This window comes from Candidatus Paceibacterota bacterium, from assembly GCA_016782605.1.
Taxonomy (GTDB): domain Bacteria; phylum Patescibacteriota; class Minisyncoccia; order Minisyncoccales; family RBG-13-42-11; genus BS750m-G71.
Genome location: JADHYE010000001.1, coordinates 121,547 through 140,923, shown reverse-complemented (window position 1 = coordinate 140,923; position 19,377 = coordinate 121,547). Strand labels below are relative to the sequence as shown.

Genomic DNA, 19,377 nt, shown 5'->3' with positions numbered 1-19,377 from the left:
AGTGGAAAATACTGTAATTTTATGGTAAAATAAATTTATGGAAACACTTCAAAAAACTTCTCTTTTTTGGGATGTTAAAGATCTCGACCCGCGGAAACACGTTCGATTTTTTATTGAAAGAATTTTGGCCTTTGGCGAAGAAGATGATTTTAATTGGGCGGTTGATTTTTATGGCAAAGAAAAAATAAAAGAGTATTTTCTTAAAAGCAAAGTGCTTGGTAAAAAATCAACGTCTTTTTAGCGTCAATATTTTAATCTTAAGTGATTAAAATGCATTCAGAATCAATTGATAAAAAAACAAGATATATTTTGGAAAAAATAGGGGACAGTTCTTTTGCCAAAGATTTCTATTTGGCTGGCGGCACCGCTGAATACAATAAACTTCATATTTTAAAAAGTTTTAGCTATTTTGACGATGCCGAAAGCGATCCAGCGCCAATGATGATACAGGATATTGAATGGGGTAAAATCAAAGAAGTGATTGCGGACAAAGCGAAAAAATTGTTAGACGACGAAGGCGTGTCGTAGGTGGTCGAAATAGCGAAATAGGTGTCTGCTTAGGATTCGCCTAAACAAACCAAAAAAATGAGAAAAGAGAAAATTACAATAGATTCATTCGCGCACATTTACAACAGGGGTAATAGAAAGCAGCCGATAGTTTGTGATTCTAAGGATAAATGGCATTTTCTTGAAATGCTGTATTATTTTAACGATGAATTTACTTTAATGAATCCATTCCGTGACGTCCAGAAATTGTTTAAGACTGGCCCAAACAAACCATTTATTAGGCCATTAACTTGGCCAGAACGAAAACCGCTTGTAAAAATTATGGCATTCTCTCTTTTGGAAAATCATTTTCATTTATTCTTAAAAGAAATACGGGAAGGTGGCATTACAAAATTTATGAGGAGATTAGGTACGGGAATGGCAACTTATTTTAATGAAAAATATCAGGAAACGGGAAGATTATTTCAAGGACCATATAAATCAAAATTAATTAACGAAGAAATATATTTTAAATATTTAAGTGTTTATATTCAAGTAAAAAATGTATTTGAACTTTATCCCGGTGGTTTGAACGAAGCGATTAGAAACTTTGATAAGGCGTATGAGTGGGCCATTAAATATCCTTATAGTAGCTTAGGGGATTATGCGGGAGAAAGAAATTCACCGATAATTGATAAAGATATTTTAGGGGAATTATTCTCAGGACCAGAGGAGTATAAAGAATTTTCCGAACAATGCCTTACCAGAATAGAACTAAGCAATAAATTAGGAAAATTAACACTAGAAGATTGAAATCTGTTTAGGCGAATCCTCAACAAAACACATGCGGGAAATTTCTAGAATATTAGAAAATATAAAAGAAAATATAATAGATATTTTATTGCCCAGAACGTGTGTGGCGTGCGGAAAAGAGGGAAAATATATCTGTGAAAAATGCGGTTTATTTCTTTCCGAAGCCCCAAATGTTTTTATGGCAGGCGGGTTAGAAGAAGTTGTTAGTGCGTGGGAGTACGAAGGATTAATTAAAAATATTATTTTTAAAATTAAATACGAAAGTATGTTTGATGCGATAAATGAACTTGTTGCAAAGGCTTTTGAGATAAGAGAACCGTATATTCCGGAAGACACGACAATAACTTTTGTGCCGATGTTCAAGAAAAAAGAAAAACGAAGAGGATTTAATCAGGCGGAGTTGATTGCTAAAAAGGTGGGTGAAATAACCGGCAGAGAAGTATTATCCTTGGTTGAAAAAATAAAAGATACGCCATCTCAAACTAAATTGAGCAAAAAAGAGAGAATAATAAACGTCAAGGATAGCTTTGCTTTGTTTAGGCCAGGCCTAAACAAATCCTTAACAAAAGATGTCCTTTTAGTAGACGATGTTTGGACAAGCGGAGCGACGATGCAAGAATGTTGCAGGGTATTAAAAAGGTCGGGAGTGAAAAAAGTTTGGGGTTTTACTCTCGCCCGCACCGTTTAATTGACTGTTGAGGAGAGTCCTCAACAAATCTATGGAGGAGGGAAATACAATAAATATACAAGATAAAAGATATCCGGAGTTGTTAAAGAAAATTGGCAAAGAGGCACCGGAAAAACTTTATTATAAGGGCGATTGGCCCTTTGGTACGGCTCAGGGTAAAGACGATATTTTTGATAATTGTTTGGCGGTAGTCGGTTCAAGGCGTTTGACCAGTTACGGAAGGAAAATAACAGAGCAATTAGTAACAGAAATTGCGGCAGCTGGCGTAACTATAGTTTCCGGATTTATGTATGGTGGGGATGAGGCCGCTCATAAGGCCACGGTAGAAGTGGGGGGCAGAACAATAGCTGTAATGCCTTGCGGAATAAATATGATACATCCTGAATATCAAGAAGAACTTTATAATAAAATTCTGGAAAATAAAGGATTGATTATTTCCGAGTTTGAGGGAAAATTTCCGCCAGCCAATTGGACTTATTCCAAAAGAAACAGGATAGTGGCTGGTCTTTCAAAAGCGGTTTTGATTGTAGAAGCTGGATTAAACAGCGGAACATTGATTACGGCAGAATTTGCCAAAAAATTCGGAAGGAAAATATTCGCCGTGCCGGGTCCCATCACAAGCGAAGTGTCAAAAGGAACTTCGCAGCTCTTAAAAGAAGGAGCTGAGGTAGCGACGGACGCAGGAGAGATATTGAAATTTTACGGTGTTTCCCAAAAACTTGGAAACTTAGTTTCCAAAAAAGGAACTAAGTTTCTTAATGGGAGTATTGAGGGGAAAATTTTAGAACAGCTGCAAAGAGAACCGATGGAAACAGATGCTTTAGCCAGGATTTTCGGATTGCCGGCCGCGAAGATTGGCACAACTTTATCTTTAATGCAATTGAAAGGCTTCATCCAACAAGAGGGCAATAAATATTATGTTAGTTAAAGTTCCATCAGCCGCTAATTCAGGGCTGGAAACAATTAAAGTGGATGTTGAAGTGAATTTGGCAAACAGGGGCTTGCCTGGATTTGAAATTGTCGGTCTTCCAGACAAAGCGGTGGATGAAAGCAAAGAAAGAGTTAGGGCTGCAATCTCAAGTTCGGGCATTGAGTTTCCGGCAAAGAAAATTACCGTCAATTTGGCGCCGGCTGATATCCCCAAAGAAGGTTCGTTTTACGATTTGCCGATTGCTTTGGGGATTTTGAGAAGTATTTTGCAATTTGACATACCTGAAGAATCTCTGTTTTTCGGGGAATTATCGCTTGATGGTTCTTTAAGGCACACAAAAGGAGCATTTCTGCTGGCGCTTTTTGCCAAAGAAAAAGGGTTTAAAAATTTATTTGTTCCCAAAGATTCAGCAAACGAAGCAGCGGTGATCAAGGGAATAAAAGTATATCCAGTAGAAAATCTTTTTCAACTTATTTCGCACTTTTTAGGAAGAAAATTAATTGAACCTGCTGTTTATAAAGAACCCGAAGACAGATTGCCTATTCCGGCAGAGTTTGATATGAAAGAAATTTTAGGGCAAGAACAAGCAAAGAGAGCAGCAGAGATAGCGGCAGCTGGCGGCCATAATATTATTATGGTGGGAAGTCCGGGTTCCGGAAAAACAATGTTGGCCAGAGCTTTGCCTGGGATTATGTCTCCTTTAACCGAAGAAGAATCGTTAGAAGTAACTAAAATATATTCTGTAGCAGGCAATATTCCTCCAGGAGGCTCTGTAATAACTTATCGACAATTCAGAGTGCCGCACCACACAGCTTCTCCAGTAGGACTAATCGGCGGTGGCACAAGACCGCACCCCGGCGAAATAAGTTTGGCTCACCGGGGGGTTCTCTTTCTCGATGAATTTAATGAGTTCCCGAGACAAGTCATGGAGGCAATGCGTCAGCCCTTGGAGGAAGGCTATCTTACTATTTCAAGAAGTAAAGAAATAGTAAGATACCCTGCGGATTTTATGCTTGTGGCTTCTGCCAATCCCTGTCCTTGCGGTTATTTGAATCATCCGAAGAAAAATTGCGTTTGCACTCCCCGTCAGATAAGAAAATATCAAAAGCGAATTTCAGGGCCCATCTTGGATAGAATTGACTTGCACATTACCGTTCAGCCGGTCAATGTAGAAGAATTTTCAGAAAATCAAAAAGCCTCTGAATTTTTGGAATCGTCGAAGACAATCAGAAAAAGAGTAATTCTGGCAAGGGAAAGGCAGGAGAAGCGTTTGAAGGGAGAATCTATTCAATCCAACGCCCAAATGAAAAACAGTCACATTAAAAAATATTGCAAACTGACAAAAGAAGTGGAACAACTTTTAAAGCAAGCGAGTATGAAATTTCAATTATCCGCAAGGTCTTATATGAAATTGATAAAAGTTACCAGAACCATTGCTGATTTGGAGGGTGCGTCGGAAATAACTGTTTCTCATATGGCCGAGGCCCTGCAGTACCGGCCAAAAATATATGAAACAGTCTAATTTGGCGACGGGGAAGGTGGGTGAGAAGATCGCAAAGGAGTATTTAGAGAAAAAAGGATATAAAATAATTGAACAAAATTACAAAACAAAATATGCTGAGATTGATTTAGTTGTCAGGCATAAAAATGAAATGATATTTGTGGAAGTGAGAACGAAAGTGGGGGAAGATTTTGGGGCTCCGGAAGAAACCATCAACAAAAAGAAATTGAAAAAGCTTCGGGGTAACGCCGCGGCCTATGTAGCCAGAGCCAAGTGGAAAAATTCTTATAGAATAGACGCCATATGCATTGTTTTAAGAAAAAACTATACTATTGAGCGTTTAAATTACTACGAAAACATCGTTTAGGATTGTTGAGGTTAAACCTCAACAATAACTTCAACAATAATTCAAAAGGTTGTATAATAAATGTATGCTTAATAAGATTATGCTATGTATAACAGGATTATAAAGTGGAGCCTTTATTTATTGGTTTTTCTGGTGCCTTTGTTTTTTCTGCCTTTTTCCTTTGAAAAGTTTGAACTAAACAAACTTTATCTTTTATTCTTTTTGGTTTCTCTGGCGTTTTTGGCTTGGTTGGCGAAAATGATTATCTTTGATAAGCAGGTCAAGTTTAAGAAATCTCCTTTAGATATTTTCATCCTTGCATTTTTCTTTGTTTCTTTATTGAGTACAGTATTTTCAGTTGATAAATTCTCAAGCTTGTTCGGATTCTATGGAAGATTCCCAAACAGCTTAATGGGCTTGTTCAGTTTTTGTTTGCTTTATTTCTTAATAACCAACAATGTTGGGAATAAAAAAGAAAGCGCAATAAGGGTTCAGTCATTGCTGAAAATATTTCTTTGGTCTATCTTCTTTGTTGTTTTAATCAGTTATTTTTCAATCTTTGGCATTTTCGAAAGAATAAACGGTCTGTTTGGCGATAATTCTGTTCTGCCAACAATGATGTTGCAATCCGGTTTTAATCCTATCACAGCTAGCATGGAAGGTCTGGCTATATTTTTAAGTATAATTTTGCTGTTTTTGATCGGGAAAATTCTGATTTTTGACAAAAAAGAAAAAATAATCCAAATTTTTAATTATTTGTTGCTGGTTGCTATTGTATTTTTACTATTGATTATTGATTGCAATACAGCCTGGCTGATAGTATTTTTAAGCTTAATCATATTTTTGATCTTCGCTTTCTGGAAAAGGACGTTTAAAGAAAACGTTAACAAGCTTTTACTGCCCATAACTCTTGTCATTCTGGCTATAGCATTCATGCTTATTAATACTTCGGGCCTGCAAGGCTTGTTGTTAAAAGACAATCTACCCCAAGAGCAATTCTTGAACCAGGGGGATTCCTGGATTATCGGATTTAAAGCAGCGGCTGAAAATATTAAATCTGGATTCTTTGGGTCTGGGGTCGGCACTTTTCATTATGAATTTGCGAAATTCAAACCATTGAGTTTTAACCAAAACATTTTTTGGCAGATAAGGATTGATAGACCGGGCAATTATTTTGCCGGAATCTTAGGAACAACAGGATTTTTAGGCATCATCTCTTATATTTTATTAATCGGACTAGCTTTACTAATCAGCTTTATCTTTTTTGGCAAGAACAAAAGCAGTGTGCTTTTATTAATGCTCTTTTTGGCCATATTAGTAGGCCAATTCTTTTATTATCAGAATGCAGTATTGGCTTTTACTTTTTGGCTGGTTTTGGGATTGTCAGCAGCAAATTGGCATAGCGAATCAACAAAAGAAAAAACAATTTCTTTTAAGGATTTTCCGGAAATGTCTTTAGTTTTCTCTATTTTGCTTATAGTTATTGTTTTACTATTTCTGGGAGCATATTTCTTTGCCGTGCAATTCTATTTAGCTGATGTCAATTATAAAAAAGGGATAGAAAAAGCCAGCATTGAATTAGTGGAAAAGGCGACAAGGCTCAATCCCTATCAATCGCAATACGGGATTGTTGCGGCAAGGTATTATCTGCAAGAAACCAATATGATTATTGAAGAAGGGGCGTTTGACGGAAACCAGCTGATTTGCAACGCTTCCTTGGCATTGGCTTATGTAAAAGGAGGAGAGACATCTGAGATATGTTTGAATCCGAATGCTGATCCTAACAATTTGATTACAATAAAGGGAGCTGAAAAAATAAGTCCGAACAAAGTCTTTGTCCAGGAAACTCTGGGAATGATTTATCGCGATTTCAGGGTGAAAGCGAATGAACAGGAAGCTTTAAAATTGGGCATACAGCACTTTGAAAAAGCAGTAAACTTGGAGCCGATAAACCCAATCTTAAGAACAGAACTAGGAAAACTTTATTTTCTTTCTGGCGATATTGAAAAGGCAGAAGAAAGTTTTAGTAAGGCAATAGAGGTAAAACCTGATTATTTTGAAGCTTTCTTCGAGATGGGTCGCCTTTATCTTGATGATAACCAAATAGACAAAGCGATTGTTCAGCTCGAAATAGCTATTCAGATTTTCCCGGAACATTCCAATTCTCTTTATTTTTTGGGTTTAGCCTATCAGGAAAAGGGACAGATAAGCAAAGCTTTAACCTACTACAACAGGGTGCTTGAATTGAACCCGGGTGATGCCGATGTTATATCAAAAATAAGCAGTTTGACCGTACCTACAGAATAATGGGCTAAAACCAAAAAGCCCTTGACAGCCCCTTGTGATAAGAGTAATATTAAATTTACTGTTTACTATAGAAACTGCGATTTTATTTCTAGGTAAAATACGAATAAATTAAAGTTTTTCAATATTATCTTGGTTCCCTTCTTATTGTAAAAAATCAAAATAATTTTTTGCCCCAGAATTTTTTTTGTTTGGGGTATTTTTAGTGTTTTATTTCCTATGGAAACTAAAAACTTCACAAAAGCAAAGGTTTCTCTTTCCCTGCCTTATTTGATTTCAATACAGAAAGACAACTGGCAGTTGTTTCGGGACAGGGATTTGAAGGAGCTTTTTCAGGAAATTTCTCCGATCAGAGACTACACAGGCAAAGAACTTGAGCTTTGGTTTTCAGATTTTAAATTAGACGAACCAAAATACAAGACTGACTTGGAAGCCAAACAAAACAACGATTCTTTCGAAGCTTCCCTGAGAGCAAAAACAAAACTGGTCAATTTAAAAACAAAAGAGATCAAAGAACAGGAAGTTTTTCTAACTGATTTCCCCTTAATGACAGAAAGGGGAACTTTTATTGTTAATGGAGTGGAAAGAGTGACTATTTCCCAATTGATTCGTTCTCCTGGCGCTTTTTTCACCGGTCAAAAAGTCCCAGGCAAAGGAGCTTTTGGCGCAAAAATCATTCCAAACAGAGGCGCCTGGCTTGAATTTGAAACAGAGTCTTCGGGAGCCATAGGACTGAAGATTGACAGGAGAAGGAAAATAATGGCTACCACCCTATTAAGGGCTTTTGGCATTGAAAAAGACGAATCAATTAAGGAAACTTTTCAGGACGTTGATAAAGGAGAGATAAAATACATTGAAGAAACCCTAAAAAGAGACACCACTCACAGTCAGGCAGAAGCATTTGTTGAAATTTACCAGAGGCTGAGGCCAGGAGATTTGGCTACCCCTGACACTGCCAGAGAGCTGATTGAAAATATGTTTTTTAATTTTGAAAGGTATGATCTCTCAAAAGTGGGCAGATGGAGGATGTCTCAAAGATTACCGTCTCAAAGTCAAAAAGGCAAAAAAACAGAAGGAGATATCAAGGTTGAAGATCGAGTTTTGAAGCTAGAAGACGTAGTAACTGTGATTAAGGAAATAATCAGGTTGAATAATACGCCAGGATCCCAGCCTGACCAGATTGACCACTTGGGCAATAGAAGAGTTAGAACCTTGAATGAGTTATTGCAGAACAGACTTAGGGTGGGCTTAATGAGGATGGAAAGAATCATCAAAGACAGAATGTCCACTCTTGATGTTTTCACTCTTACTCCGGCCCAGCTGATAAACCCCAGGCCTTTTATGGCAGTGGTTAAGGAGTTTTTCACTTCGTCTCAGTTGTCTCAGTTTATGGACAATGAAAATCCTTTAGCTGAGTTAGAACACAAGAGAAGATTGTCTTCTACAGGACCTGGCGGTTTGACCAGGGAAAGAGCTGGTTTTGAAGTCAGGGACGTCCAACCCTCCCACTATGGCAGAATCTGCCCTATTCAAACCCCGGAAGGTCCGAATATCGGACTGGTCGGGCACATGGCTTCTTTTTCCAGAATCAACCAGTACGGCTTTTTGGAAACGCCGTATTTCAAAGTTGACAAAAGAAGGGTAACTTCGGAAATACAATATCTTAATGCTTACCAGGAGGAAAAATACAATATTGCTTCAGGCGCTGTGCCGATTGACAATAAAGGTTACATTATTCCGGAAAAAGTGGAAGCTAGGATAAAAGGAGAACCCGGAGTTATGGACAGGGACAAGATTGATTTTATTGATGTTTCTTCGGAGCAGTCAGTTTCAATTGCCACTTCCTGTATTCCATTTTTGCAGAATGACGACGCAAACAGGGCTTTGATGGGTTCTAACATGCAAAGGCAGTCAGTTCCTTTGTTCAACCCGGCAGCTCCTTTGGTTGCTACGGGCGTTGAAAAGAAGGTAGCTTTGGATTCAGGCCAGGCAATAGTTGCTGAAGAAGACGGCGCTATTTCCGAAGTTGACGCCAATCATATTGTTATCAGGATAAAGGGCGGATCAAAATCAAAGACTCACCATTTAAAAACTTTTATCAGGACAAACCAATATACCTGTTTCCACCAAAAGCCAATTGTCAAAAAAGGCCAAAAAGTGAGAAAGGGTGATATTTTGACTGACGGCGGTTCAATCGCCCAGGGGTCTTTGGCTTTGGGCCAGAATATCTTGGTCGCTTTCATGCCTTGGAGAGGAGGTAACTTTGAAGACTCGATTATTATTTCAAAGAGACTAGTCAAAGACGATGTCTATACTTCAATCCACGTTGAAAGCTTTTCCTGCGATGTCAGGGAAACCAAACTTGGACCTGAACTGACAACCTCTGATATTCCCAATGTTTCCGAAGAAAAACTGAAGGACTTGGACGAGGAGGGAATTATTATAATCGGAGCTGAAGTCGGACCCAATGATATTTTGGTAGGCAAGATTTCACCGAAAGGCGAAGCTGATTTGACTGCCGAAGAAAGATTGTTAAGAGCTATTTTTGGTGAAAAAGCAAGAGAAATAAAAGACAGCTCTCTTTTAATGGAGCACGGTAAAAGAGGAAGAGTGATCGGAGTTAAAATATTTTCCAGAGAGCTGGGACACAAATTAGATCCTGGAGTAATCAAAAGGATTGAAGTGGAAGTAGCCCAGTTAAGAGAAATTAAGGCTGGCGACAAATTGGCCGGTCGCCACGGAAACAAAGGAGTAGTTTCGAAGATTATGCCGGTTGAAGAAATGCCTTTTATGGCAGACGGCACTCCTGTTGATATTATTCTCAATCCGATGAGCGTGGCCTCCAGAATGAACTTGGGCCAGATTTTGGAAACCCATTTAGGATGGGCAGCCAAGGTTTTGGGATACCAGGCAGTTTCTCCGGCATTAGCTGGAGCAACAGAAGCAGACATAAAGAAAGAATTGAAAGAAGCCGGGCTGCCAGAAGACGGAAAGATTATGTTGTACGACGGTATAACAGGCGTTTCTTTTCTAAAGCCCGTTACTGTCGGTTACATATACATGATGAAGCTGATTCATATGGTTGAAGACAAAATCCATATGAGGTCAATAGGTCCGTATTCTTTGATTACCCAGCAGCCCTTGGGAGGCAAGGCGCAATTTGGTGGGCAGAGATTTGGAGAAATGGAAGTCTGGGCATTGGAAGGATACGGCGCAGCTAATACGCTTCAGGAAATGCTGACCATTAAATCAGATGATATGCCGGGCAGAGCAGCCACTTACGAAGCGATATTGAAAGGAGAGGAGATAAAAGCTCCAAACATACCAGCTTCCTTTAATCTTTTGGTGGCTGAATTGAAATCATTGGGATTAAACGTTGAAGTTAAAGAAAAGCCAAGAGAAATTTTCTAAAAATATATGAGAGTACAAGATTTAGAATCAATAAGAATAAAGCTTGCCTCGCCAGATGATATTTTGACTTGGTCGCGTGGAGAAGTGACAAAGCCAGAAACCATCAACTACAGGACCCAGCGCGCTGAAAAAGACGGGCTTTTTTGCGAGAAGATTTTCGGTCCGGTTAAAGATTACGAATGCTATTGCGGCAAGTACAAGGGAATCCGCTACAAAGCCATGGTCTGCGATAGATGCGGAGTGGAAGTGACCAAAGCCCAGACCAGAAGGGAAAGAATGGGCCATATTAGTTTAGCCAGCCCCTGTTCGCATATCTGGTTTTTGAGGGGAGTGCCCTCCAGAATGGGCATGATTTTTGATATTCCGATGCAGCAAATTGAAAAGGTAATTTACTTTTCTTCTTACATTGTTATCAGTATTGACGAGGAAGCCAAGAAAAAGGTTTTGGAAGAAATCGAGAAAGAATATAAATCAAAGCTAAAAGAGCAAAAGCCATCCAAAACTGTTAAAAAAACAAAAGGCCCGAAAAAAGAAAAGATAAAATTGAGCGATTTGAAATCAGCTAAAGACGCAGCCAGAGAAGAAGTTTTGAATTTAAAGCCTTTTAAGACTTTGTCGGAAATTGACTACCACCGTCTTTCTTTGAAATACGGAGAGATTTTCGAAGCAAGCACTGGAGCTGAAGTTCTGAGAAAGATTTTCGAAAAGATTGATTTAAAGAAAAAGATTACAGAGCTGAAAAAAGAAATAGAATCTGCCCAGCCCGTTTCCAAGAGAAAAATGCTGGTCAGATTAAAGCTTCTTCAGGGAATGGTTAAGGCCAACGTGAGGCCAGAATGGATGTTTTTGACCTGTTTGCCTGTGTTGCCGCCTGACTTAAGGCCAATGGTCCAATTGGACGGCGGCCGCTACGCTTCTTCTGATTTAAACGACCTTTATAGAAGAGTCATTAACAGGAACAACCGTTTGAAATACCTTTTGGAAATAGGATCTCCGGAAGTTATTGTCAGAAATGAAAAAAGAATGCTTCAGGAAGCGGTTGACGCTTTGATTGACAACAGCATGAGAAAAGGAACTATGACCACAGCCACTACCGGAGGTAAAAGATTACTAAAGTCTTTAGCTGACATACTCAAAGGAAAACAGGGACGGTTCAGACAGAACCTTCTGGGCAAAAGAGTGGATTATTCCGGAAGATCAGTCATTGTCGTTGGCCCTGAATTAAAGCTTAACCAGGTGGGTATTCCCAAGAAAATGGCCTTGGAGCTTTTTAAACCTTTTATTATTAAGAAATTATTGGACAAAGAACTGACATATAACGTTAGAAGCGCAGCCAGATTAATCGAACAGGAAACCGATGAGGTTTGGGCCAGCTTGGAAGAAGTGGTTAAAGATAAGCTTGTTCTGCTTAATAGAGCCCCTACTCTTCACCGATTGGGAATTCAGGCTTTTTACCCGATATTAATAGAAGGCGAATCACTTAGGATCCATCCCATGGTTTGCAAGTCCTTTAATGCTGATTTTGATGGAGACCAGATGGCAGTTCATTTGCCTTTGTCTGATAAAGCCCAAAAAGAAGCCAAGGAAATCATGCTTTTTACCCATAATCTTTTGAAGCCAGCTACCGGTACTCCGGTCATCAGCATTAATCAGGACATTATTCTTGGTTGCAGCTGGATGACGAGATTAAAAGAAGGAGCAAAAGGCGAAGGAAAGATATTCAGCAGCAAAGACGAAGCTATTCTTGCTTTTGAGTTAGGAGACATTGATATACAGGCAAAAATGAAAGTCAGGTTTTCCCAGACTTCGTCTTTAATTGAAACTAGCGTTGGCAGGATTATTTTCAACGAAGCTTTGCCAGAAAACTATCCTTTCCAGAACTCTTTAATAAAAATCAAGGATTTGGAAATTATAACCAGAGACATTATTGAAAAATACGACTCTGAAAAAACAGAGGAAGCTTTGGATAAAATAAAAGAATTGGGCTTTGAATATTCAACCTGGTCTGGAGTTTCTTGGGGAATGGATGATTTAGTCGTTCCTCCGGAAAAAGGAAAGATTGTCGCTGAAGCGGAAAAAGAAATAGAAGGAATTGAAGCGCATTTCAAAAAAGGCTTGCTTTCAAAAGAAGAAAAAAGCTCCAAAGTTATCGAAGTTTGGAGCAGGGTCAAGACCAAAATCGAAGAATTAGTGCCAAAAGCTTTACCGAAAGACGGCTCGGTTTTTCAGATTATTGATTCTGGAGCAAAGGGCTCCTGGGGCCAGCCAGTGCAAATGGCTGGCATGAAAGGCTTGGTGATCAATCCAGCAGGCCAGATTATTGAATTGCCCGTGAAAAGCTCTTTTAAAGAAGGGTTTGACGTTTTGGAATACTTTATTTCCACTCACGGAGCCAGAAAGGGAACAGCTGACACTGCTCTCAGAACCTCCACAGCAGGCTATTTAACCAGAAGGTTGGTTGACGTTGCCCATGAGGCGATAATTACTGAAGAGGACTGCGGAGACAAAGAAGGAGTAACTGTATTGAAAAAAGATGCTGATGAAATCGGCCAGAACTTTGTTTTTAAGCTTTTGGGCAGGATTTGCCTTGAGAACGTAAAGAAAATCTGCAAACAGGGAGATGTTATTGATTGGGAAAAAGCTGAGAAAATAGCCAAGGCTGGCATTGAGGGGGTAAAAATAAGGTCTCCTTTAGGCTGCAAGTCAATCAGGGGCGTTTGCCAGAAGTGCTACGGCTGGGATGTCGGTAAAAACAAGCCGATACAATTAGGAGAAGCAGTCGGAGTGGTGGCTGCCCAGTCAATCGGAGAACCGGGAACCCAGCTGACAATGAGAACTTTCCATACTGGAGGAGTAGCGGGCGGAGGAGATATTACCATGGGTTTGCCGAGAGTCCAGGAAGTTTTTGAGGCAAGGGTGCCTGGTGGAAAAGCGGAAATATCCCGTACTGACGGAAAAGTTTTGGAAATAACTCAAGACAAGGTGATAAAGATAAAATCAAAAGCGGAAAGCGGCAAATCAAAATCTAAAAAATCAGAAGTGCTTGAATACCAAATTCTGGCAAAATCAGCAATTTGGGTGGAGATCGGCCAGGAAGTTAAAAAAGGCCAGCAGCTTTGCGAAGGAAGCTTGGAATTGAAAGAATTGTTCAAATTAGCTGGAGAAGAAGAAGCGCAAAAGTACATTATCAAGGAAATCCAGAAAATTTACGTTTCCCAGGGCGCTTTAATCCACGATAAACACATTGAAATAATTTGCCGGCAGATGTTTTCAAGAATAAAGATCAAAGAATCTGAAGATTCTTCATTCTCCCCAGGAGAAATTATTGAGAAAACAAAATTCTTGGAAGAAAACAACCAGCTCAAAAAAGCAAAGAAAAAGCCGGCCAAAGGCGCTTCTGTTTTGCTTGGCATTTCCAGGGTTGCTTTGACCACAGACAGTTTCCTTTCAGCAGCTTCTTTCCAAGAAACTTCTAGGGTTCTTATAAAAGCCTCTCTTGAAGGCAAGGAAGACAAACTAAGAGGCTTAAAGGAGAACGTAATTATCGGCAAACTGATTCCGGCTGGTACCGGCTTTAAGAAAAAGTAAAGATCTCAAAAACCCAGACGTAAATAAAGTTGTAGGGATTTTTAATTAGGCAAAGAAGTGATATAATAGAATGGAATCAGTAAATTAAATTTTTATCTGTGGGGAAAAAGAAAAAATATAAAAATAACAAAAGATTTCTGGCAAAACAGAGAAGGCCAGGCATTTTTTATCTACCTGGAGAAACCAAGAAATGGATTTCCGGCGTAATAATTTTCATCCTGGCGATAATTATTGCTTTGAGTTTTTTTGGTTTAGCTGGCGTAGCTGGGAATGCTTTAATCAAAGGACTTACTTTCTTAATCGGCAGTGCCATTTTCCTTATTCCTTTAATTTTGGTTTTAGCTGGCATTGTCTTTTTTAATACAAAATATAAGAAGTTTTTCGGCCCGACAGTCTTGGCGATTTTCATCTTGATTATCGGAACATCCGGAATTATTGAAAGCTTTGCTTCCGAGGCAAAGCAGGGCGGCTGGCTGGGGTATATCTTAAACTGGCCCCTTTTGAAGTTATTCGGGCTTTTGGTGACCAAGATAGTTTTTGGCGGAATAATCCTTATAGGGCTTTTGATTTTTTGGTATTTGATAAAAAGGCCTGACCTTAAAGAAACTCCTAAACAAGACAAACAGGAAATAGAAAAGGAGCCTTCTTTAATAAAGAAAATATTCCTGCCGCAGTTCAGGGTCAGGGAGGTTGAGCCAAAAGTAAAAGAAACTCCTTTTAAGCCAGAGGCGCCGATTTTGGATATTGAGACCCAAAAACTGCCTAATATTTTAGCAGGAGCGCAGTATAAGACTCCGCCCTTGGAATTATTAGAAACAGACAAGGGGAAACCGACTGCCGGCGATACGGTGACCAATTCGGCAATCATTAAAAAGACTTTAGAAAACTTTGGCGTATCAGTAGAAATGTCAGAAATCAATATTGGTCCGACAGTCACCCAATACAGCTTAAAGCCGGCTGAAGGAATAAAACTTTCCAAAATTACCGCCCTTTCAAATAATCTTTCTTTGGCTTTAGCCAGCCATCCAATCAGGATTGAAGCGCCGATTCCAGGCAAATCATTGGTCGGTATTGAAGTGCCCAATAAGACAAGATGCCAGATCAGAATGAGGGATTTGGTGGCTAGCCCCCAGTTCCAAAGCGCTGTTTCAGGCTTAAATATCGTTCTAGGCAAGGATGTTTCAGGAAATTATTGCTATGCTGATTTGGCCAGAATGCCTCATCTTTTGGTGGCTGGAGCAACCGGTACCGGCAAGACTATTTTTTTGAACTCTCTGATTTTGAGTCTGCTTTATCAGAATTCTCCGGAAACTCTGCGTTTTATACTGGCAGATCCGAAAAGGGTTGAATTTTCAGCTTATAAAGACCTTCCCCATCTTTTGACTCCGGTCATTTTCGATCCTCAGAGAACGATCAATGCCTTAAAGTGGCTGATTATGGAAATGGAGAAAAGATTTAATATTCTATCTAACAATGGTTCAAGGAATATAGACAGCTATAATGCAAAAATCATGAAAGAAGGGGAAAAGCCCTTGCCTTATATTGTTTTGATTATTGACGAACTGGCTGATTTGATGGCAGCTAAGGGCAGGGAAATGGAAGCTGGTATTGTCAGGTTAGCTCAAATGGCAAGGGCAGTGGGTATTCATTTGGTTGTTGCCACCCAGAGGCCATCAGTAGAAGTGATTACCGGCCTGATAAAAGCCAATATTACTTCAAGAGTCACTTTCCAAGTTGCCTCGCAAGTTGATAGCCGTACTGTTTTGGACATGGCTGGCGCTGAAAAACTTTTAGGAGCTGGAGATTTACTTTTCATTTCAGCAGAAGTTTCAAAACCGAAAAGGATACAAGGCGCTTACACTTCAGAAAAAGAAGTGAAAAAAGTAATAGACTACGTTAAAAACCAAAGAGAAGAGGCTTTAGACACCCAGGAACCTGCTTTATTTGAAAACCATTTGGCAGAGGATTTGGAAAAAATCTTGGAAGAAACAAAAAATGGAGAAAGTTTTGACGGCTATGCCGGAGGTGAAGATCCTTTGTATGAAGAAGCGAAGAAAATAGTGATTGAAACGAGAAAAGCATCTGCTTCTTTTTTGCAAAGAAGGCTGAGAATCGGCTATGCCAGAGCTGCCAGATTGCTGGACATACTTGAAGAAAAAGGGATTATTGGGCCTGGCGAAGGGGCAAAGCCAAGAGAAGTCTTTTCAAAACAGGAAGCGCAAAACGAGGAAGTAGATGAGGGCTGGGAAAAAATTTAATTTATTGATAAAATAACAATATATGATAAAGAAAAAAACTCAACAATCAAGCAACTTGCAGGAAGCAGTCGATGAAATAAAGCAGCGCTTCGGGGAAGGAGCGATTATGAAACTGAGGGATGCAAAAGCAGTTGACGTTGATGCTGTTCCTACAGGTTCTCTTTCTTTGGATTTGGCTTTGGGAGTAGCTGGAGTTCCTCGGGGAAGAGTGGTTGAGATTTTCGGCCCGGAAAGTTCTGGCAAAACCACTCTGGCTCTGCATATTTTAGCTGAAGCTCAGAAAAAAGGGGGAGTTGGCGCTTTTATTGACGCTGAGCACGCTTTAGATCCTGACTATTCAAAGAGAATCGGGGTCAATATTGACGACCTTTTGATTTCCCAGCCAGATTCAGGAGAACAAGCTTTGCAGATAGTTGAAAGCTTGATCAAATCAGGGGAGATTGACGTGATTGTCGTTGATTCTGTTGCTGCTTTGGTTCCTCGAGCTGAAATTGCCGGAGAAATGGGAGAATTCCAGATAGGCCTGCAAGCGAGATTGATGAGCCAGGCACTGAGAAAATTGTCTGGCATACTTGCTAAAACGAAAACAGTTTTGATTTTTCTTAATCAGACAAGGATGAAAATTGGAGTGCTCTGGGGGAATCCGGAAACAACGCCAGGTGGCTTAGCTTTGAAATTTTATGCTTCTATTAGAATTGATTTGAGAAGAATCGCTCAAATTAAGCAAAAAGACGAAGTTATCGGTTCAAGAATCAAAGCAAAGATAGTCAAAAATAAAGTTGCTCCGCCATTTAAGATAGCGGAATTCGATATTTTCTACAACGAAGGTATTTCATATTACGGTGACGTTTTGTCAGCCGGGGTAAAAGCAGAGATAATAAAAAAAGCCGGTTCTTGGCTTCAGTTTGAAAACGATAAGCTTGGTCAGGGAGTAGAGGCAAGCAAGGAATTCCTGAGAGCGAATCCTAAAATTACTGAGAAAATTAAAGAATTGCTACTTAGAAGTTGGCGAGAGAAGAGCTAAGTATCTGGCTCTTTTTATCGCCTGAGTTAATTTTCTCTGGTGGCTGGAACAAACTCCGGTTCTTTTTTTTGGCTTGATTTTTCCCGAAGCTGAGATAAATCTCCACAAAATTTGCGTATCTTTAAAATCTATATTTTTAATATTTCTTTGGCAAAAATAGCACTCCATAATTAAAAGGGGATGTCTTTAATATCTATTTCTTCTTCCTCGACAACCGGTATGTCTTCTGATGTTTTTTCCGGATCTTGACTGGTTGGTTTATTGGCTGACCTTGGGCCTAATTGCATTCTTTCTGCAACGATTTCTGTTCTTGATTTTTGATTGCCTGAAGCATCCTGCCAGGTTCTTGTTTGCAGCCTGCCTTCAATCAGAGTCAAGGAACCCTTGTTTAAATACTGAGCAGCAATGTCAGCTAATTTGCCGAACATGACAATATTGTGGAATTCTGTCTGCTGCTGCTTTTGTCCTGTTTTATCAGTGTAAAAACGGCTAGTGGCCATTCCAAAAGAGGTTACTGATTGACCGGAAGGCAGAGCTCTTTTTTCAGGGTCTCTGGTTAGGCGGCCGATTAAAAAAACTTTATTCAGGTTCATTTTCGAGTATTTCGTCTAATTTTTTTTCAATTTCTTTTATATCGACTTTTTTCTCTTTTTCCGTTTTTAGCGGCTTCGGTTTCTTCGCGAAAGCAGTGGCTTTTTGTTTTTTAGCCGGGTATTTAACTAAAAGCAAATAGCGGAGAATTTGATTAATTTCTTTCAGTTTTTTCTCCAAATCTTTCAGCTTTTCCGGTTCTAACTGAAAAACCAGACAACTCAAATAGGCTTGTGATTGTTTTTTGACAGGATAAGCTAATTTTCTTCCAAAGGGCATCTTTTCTTCTAGTATAATGCCGCCCTCTGTTTGTATTAAAGAAACAACTTGGGCTTGCAGTTGCTGTGTTTCTGTCTCAGAAATTTCAGATGATATTAAATATGTTAATTCGTAGTTTTTCATATTTTGAATTCAATTACGTCGCCGTCCTGGACAATGTAATCTTTGCCAGCTGTCTTTAACAAGCCCAATTCCCTTACTTTGTGCCAGTTCTCGCTTTCCATCAGTTTTTGCCAGTTGATCACTTCCGCTTTGATGAACTTTTCCTGGAAGTCGGAATGAACGACTCCTCCGGCAAGATAGGCTGTTAGTCCTTTTTTAAGCGTCCAGGCTCGCGTTTCTTTTAAACCGGCTACTGTAAAAAAAGTGATTAAGTCAAGGATATTGTAGCAGTCAGTGATTAATTGGTCAAGGTTTGATTTGAGGTTTAGTTCCTGCCTTTCTTCTGGCAATAGCTCTGAAAAGTCTTGTTCGTCTTTTAAATTCATTGTCAGGTATTTTATGGAGGAAATTGCCTCAGCTTTTCCATTGGTATTCAGGACGTAAAGCAGGGGTTTTTGGGTCAGAAATTGGTATTTTTTGGTTTCTATTTTTTCCTCTTCTGTTAAATCTAATTCCGAGATTAGCTTATCTTGGGAAACCCAATCTTTGATTTTCTGCAAAAACTCTGTTTCTTTTGATGAACTTTTATCTTTTTCAGTTTTTGAAAGCAGTCCTTCCAAAGTTTCCAAGTCTTTCATTAAAAGTTCAACTCTTACTGTTTCAATGTCTTTTTCCGGATTAACTGTTCCGTCCATGTGTTCAACCTTGGCGTTTTCAAATTCCCTGACAATTTCAACCAGGGCGTCGCAGTTCCTGATGTGAGCCAGAAATTGGTTGCCTAAGCCTTCACCCTTGTGCGCTCCTTTGACCAAGCCGGCAATATCGACAAATTCGATTATTGTAGGAGTGGTTTTTTCCGGTTTGATAATCTTGGCGATTTCTTCTAATCTTTTATCCGGCACCTGGACCACTCCGACATTGGGGTGGATAGTCGTAAAAGGATAGTTTGCTATATCAACTGGTATTTTGGTAAGCGCTTTGAATAGGGTTGATTTCCCGACGTTGGGAAGACCGATTATACCCACTGAAAAAGACATACTAATATGATATAATAA

Annotated in this window: 16 protein-coding genes; 12 read left to right on the top strand and 4 right to left on the bottom strand. The window is 39.4% G+C overall.

Features of this window, described 5'->3' with window-relative positions; genetic code table 11:
* Positions 1–37 precede the first annotated feature (37 nt).
* The 12 genes from ISS83_00855 (at position 38) to recA (ending at position 17,350) form a co-directional block, all read left to right on the top strand.
* The gene (locus tag ISS83_00855) at positions 38–241 is read left to right on the top strand and encodes a hypothetical protein (protein ID MBL7142203.1); all 204 of its coding nucleotides are present in this window, start codon (positions 38–40) and stop codon (positions 239–241) included.
* A gap of 29 nt (positions 242–270) precedes the next feature.
* Positions 271–528, top strand: a complete 258-nt coding sequence (locus tag ISS83_00850; GenBank protein MBL7142202.1) for a hypothetical protein — start codon at positions 271–273, stop codon at positions 526–528.
* Positions 529–585: 57 nt separating this feature from the next.
* A complete protein-coding gene (locus ISS83_00845; protein ID MBL7142201.1) occupies positions 586–1,299 on the top strand; it encodes a transposase in 714 nt (237 codons plus the stop codon).
* 31 nt (positions 1,300–1,330) lie between these two features.
* Positions 1,331–1,987, top strand: coding sequence for a ComF family protein (locus ISS83_00840; GenBank protein MBL7142200.1), 657 nt, complete (start codon positions 1,331–1,333; stop codon positions 1,985–1,987).
* Between the two features lie 31 nt (positions 1,988–2,018).
* Entirely contained in the window at positions 2,019–2,915 is an 897-nt protein-coding gene (gene dprA, locus ISS83_00835; protein ID MBL7142199.1) for a DNA-protecting protein DprA, read from the top strand.
* Positions 2,905–4,440 (top strand): YifB family Mg chelatase-like AAA ATPase, encoded by a 1,536-nt coding sequence (locus tag ISS83_00830; GenBank protein ID MBL7142198.1) that lies wholly within the window; start codon positions 2,905–2,907, stop codon positions 4,438–4,440. Before dprA ends, ISS83_00830 begins: the two co-directional genes overlap by 11 nt.
* On the top strand, positions 4,427–4,786 hold the full coding sequence (locus tag ISS83_00825) for a YraN family protein (protein ID MBL7142197.1): 360 nt from the start codon (positions 4,427–4,429) through the stop codon (positions 4,784–4,786). Before ISS83_00830 ends, ISS83_00825 begins: the two co-directional genes overlap by 14 nt.
* A gap of 84 nt (positions 4,787–4,870) precedes the next feature.
* Positions 4,871–7,072, top strand: a complete 2,202-nt coding sequence (locus tag ISS83_00820) for a tetratricopeptide repeat protein (protein MBL7142196.1) — start codon at positions 4,871–4,873, stop codon at positions 7,070–7,072.
* A 216-nt stretch (positions 7,073–7,288) separates the two neighbouring features.
* The gene (locus ISS83_00815) at positions 7,289–10,480 is read left to right on the top strand and encodes a DNA-directed RNA polymerase subunit beta (GenBank protein MBL7142195.1); all 3,192 of its coding nucleotides are present in this window, start codon (positions 7,289–7,291) and stop codon (positions 10,478–10,480) included.
* A 6-nt stretch (positions 10,481–10,486) separates the two neighbouring features.
* Positions 10,487–14,068, top strand: coding sequence for a DNA-directed RNA polymerase subunit beta' (gene rpoC / locus ISS83_00810; GenBank protein MBL7142194.1), 3,582 nt, complete (start codon positions 10,487–10,489; stop codon positions 14,066–14,068).
* Positions 14,069–14,166: 98 nt separating this feature from the next.
* Positions 14,167–16,326, top strand: a complete 2,160-nt coding sequence (locus ISS83_00805) for a hypothetical protein (protein ID MBL7142193.1) — start codon at positions 14,167–14,169, stop codon at positions 16,324–16,326.
* A gap of 22 nt (positions 16,327–16,348) precedes the next feature.
* Positions 16,349–17,350 (top strand): recombinase RecA, encoded by a 1,002-nt coding sequence (gene recA / locus ISS83_00800; protein ID MBL7142192.1) that lies wholly within the window; start codon positions 16,349–16,351, stop codon positions 17,348–17,350.
* Here the strand turns inward: recA and ISS83_00795 are convergent.
* Genes ISS83_00795 through ychF form a run of 4 tightly spaced genes read right to left on the bottom strand, consistent with a single transcriptional unit; the run spans position 17,321 to position 19,359 of the window.
* Positions 17,321–17,518 carry a 30S ribosomal protein S18 gene (locus ISS83_00795; protein ID MBL7142191.1) on the bottom strand — a complete coding sequence of 66 codons (198 nt, stop codon included), beginning with the start codon at positions 17,516–17,518 and terminating at the stop codon, positions 17,321–17,323. The two genes, recA and ISS83_00795, sit on opposite strands and share 30 nt — an antisense overlap.
* A 2-nt stretch (positions 17,519–17,520) precedes the next feature.
* The gene (locus ISS83_00790; protein MBL7142190.1) at positions 17,521–17,943 is read right to left on the bottom strand and encodes a single-stranded DNA-binding protein; all 423 of its coding nucleotides are present in this window, start codon (positions 17,941–17,943) and stop codon (positions 17,521–17,523) included.
* The gene (rpsF, locus tag ISS83_00785) at positions 17,930–18,343 is read right to left on the bottom strand and encodes a 30S ribosomal protein S6 (GenBank protein ID MBL7142189.1); all 414 of its coding nucleotides are present in this window, start codon (positions 18,341–18,343) and stop codon (positions 17,930–17,932) included. The genes ISS83_00790 and rpsF overlap by 14 nt, the downstream gene beginning before the upstream one ends.
* Complete coding sequence (gene ychF / locus ISS83_00780) at positions 18,340–19,359, bottom strand: redox-regulated ATPase YchF (protein ID MBL7142188.1); 1,020 nt, start codon at positions 19,357–19,359, stop codon at positions 18,340–18,342. Before ychF ends, rpsF begins: the two co-directional genes overlap by 4 nt.
* Positions 19,360–19,377 lie beyond the last annotated feature (18 nt).

What these genes read in the sequence shown, in the direction of transcription:
- rpsF (MBL7142189.1), bottom strand. Translation starts at nt 18,343, where the DNA reads ATGAAAAACTACGAATTAACATATTTAATATCATCTGAAATTTCTGAG.
- dprA (MBL7142199.1), top strand. Translation starts at nt 2,019, where the DNA reads ATGGAGGAGGGAAATACAATAAATATACAAGATAAAAGATATCCGGAG.
- ISS83_00815 (MBL7142195.1), top strand. Translation starts at nt 7,289, where the DNA reads ATGGAAACTAAAAACTTCACAAAAGCAAAGGTTTCTCTTTCCCTGCCT.
- ISS83_00795 (MBL7142191.1), bottom strand. Translation starts at nt 17,518, where the DNA reads ATGGAGTGCTATTTTTGCCAAAGAAATATTAAAAATATAGATTTTAAA.
- ISS83_00850 (MBL7142202.1), top strand. Translation starts at nt 271, where the DNA reads ATGCATTCAGAATCAATTGATAAAAAAACAAGATATATTTTGGAAAAA.
- recA (MBL7142192.1), top strand. Translation starts at nt 16,349, where the DNA reads ATGATAAAGAAAAAAACTCAACAATCAAGCAACTTGCAGGAAGCAGTC.
- ISS83_00855 (MBL7142203.1), top strand. Translation starts at nt 38, where the DNA reads ATGGAAACACTTCAAAAAACTTCTCTTTTTTGGGATGTTAAAGATCTC.
- ISS83_00845 (MBL7142201.1), top strand. Translation starts at nt 586, where the DNA reads ATGAGAAAAGAGAAAATTACAATAGATTCATTCGCGCACATTTACAAC.
- ISS83_00820 (MBL7142196.1), top strand. Translation starts at nt 4,871, where the DNA reads ATGTATAACAGGATTATAAAGTGGAGCCTTTATTTATTGGTTTTTCTG.
- ISS83_00830 (MBL7142198.1), top strand. Translation starts at nt 2,905, where the DNA reads ATGTTAGTTAAAGTTCCATCAGCCGCTAATTCAGGGCTGGAAACAATT.
- ISS83_00825 (MBL7142197.1), top strand. Translation starts at nt 4,427, where the DNA reads ATGAAACAGTCTAATTTGGCGACGGGGAAGGTGGGTGAGAAGATCGCA.
- ISS83_00840 (MBL7142200.1), top strand. Translation starts at nt 1,331, where the DNA reads ATGCGGGAAATTTCTAGAATATTAGAAAATATAAAAGAAAATATAATA.
- ychF (MBL7142188.1), bottom strand. Translation starts at nt 19,359, where the DNA reads ATGTCTTTTTCAGTGGGTATAATCGGTCTTCCCAACGTCGGGAAATCA.
- ISS83_00790 (MBL7142190.1), bottom strand. Translation starts at nt 17,943, where the DNA reads ATGAACCTGAATAAAGTTTTTTTAATCGGCCGCCTAACCAGAGACCCT.
- rpoC (MBL7142194.1), top strand. Translation starts at nt 10,487, where the DNA reads ATGAGAGTACAAGATTTAGAATCAATAAGAATAAAGCTTGCCTCGCCA.